Below are 1,270 nucleotides of genomic sequence, written 5' to 3'. Positions count from 1 at the left end.
GAGTGCCGCTTCCGTCCTGCCATGATCCCTATCGTCCCTTCGTGCCCTCATCAGGGCAATCAGGACTCTAGAACAGCCCGGACCGGTTCACGGGGGACACGCCAGAACTTCTGCGCACGCTCGACACCGACGAACGCGTGGGCATAGTAGATGGCAACCTGCCTGAACACCTCGATCAGCAACATCGGATCGTACGTCGCTGCCGTCCCCCGGTGATCACTGAATAGGAGTGGTTCCTGGGCAACTGCGCCGCAAACACTGCTCCACGCGCAGCCGGCCGAGCATCGGTCAGGAACACCTCAGCGATCGACTCACGATGCACGATGTCACGCGGGATGTTTCGGTCATACGACAGGTCTTCGATAGTGGCGGTCACAGGAATCCCCTCTGAGTTTGAAAACACTTGTTACGAACCGGACGAGACGGCACCCAGCAACTCGCCCAACTAGTAGGTTCGCTATCTGTAGTACCTTCCGTGGTTGTAGGACTACCAGCCTTCCCGGGCCGCCGCAAACCGAGACACGGGGAACGGTGGAAGTCAGCCCGAAAGCAGCAAGTGCGCTCAAACCTCGGCAACCCACCTCCGGCGCGACGCCTTCACGCTGAACACCGCCGACCTTGCATGACGGCAATCACCTAGTGTCCTGAGTCATTAATTGTCATTCGGTTGATAGACTGGGGAATGGCAACCCGGGGTCCGCGAGCAGTGGATATTGTTCTGACTGATGATGAGCGCCGTGAGCTCGAAGGGTGGGCGCGTCGGCGAACGACGGCCTCGGGTTTGGCGATGCGATCACGAATCGTTCTCGCTGCCGCTGATGGCGGGTCGAGTACTGAAGTGGCACAACGACTCGGCCTCAACCGAGGTACCGTGCGGCGATGGCGAGGCCGGTTCGTCGAGCACCGCTGCGAGGGGTTGCTCGACGAACCCCGGCCTGGGCGACCTCGAACCGTCGGCGACGAGCAGATCAAAGACCTGATCACCGCAACTCTCGAGACCACTCCGAAGAATGCGACACACTGGTCGACTCGGTCGATGGCTGAGCATCTCGGCATGTCGCAGTCAACTGTTTCGCGTGTGTGGCGGGCGTTCGGATTGGCTCCGCACAAACAGGATTCGTGGAAGCTGTCGAAAGATCCCCTGTTCACCGAGAAGGTCCGCGATGTCGTCGGGCTCTACATGAACCCACCCGAACGTGCCCTGGTGCTTTGCGTTGACGAGAAGACCCAGATCCAAGCGCTCGATCGCACCCAGCCGATCTTTCCCATG

General features: G+C 60.2%; 1 protein-coding gene and 1 pseudogene. One reads left to right on the top strand and one right to left on the bottom strand.

All coding sequences use genetic code 11. From position 1 onward, the window contains the following. Positions 1-59: 59 nt before the first annotated feature. A pseudogene (locus IEW22_RS20660) lies at positions 60-218 on the bottom strand (AfsA-related hotdog domain-containing protein); the annotation flags it as partial. A 464-nt stretch (positions 219-682) separates the two neighbouring features. On the opposite strand from IEW22_RS20660, the gene IEW22_RS19770 reads away from it, so the two are divergent. Then, the coding region (locus IEW22_RS19770) for an IS630 family transposase (protein ID WP_188589104.1) at positions 683-1,270 on the top strand (588 nt) is incomplete at its 3' end.

Source organism: Gordonia jinhuaensis (assembly GCF_014639795.1).
Classification (GTDB): Bacteria; Actinomycetota; Actinomycetes; order Mycobacteriales; family Mycobacteriaceae; genus Gordonia_B; species Gordonia_B jinhuaensis.
Note: the sequence above shows the minus strand (reverse complement) of the source record. Positions and strands in the feature narration are given on the sequence as shown.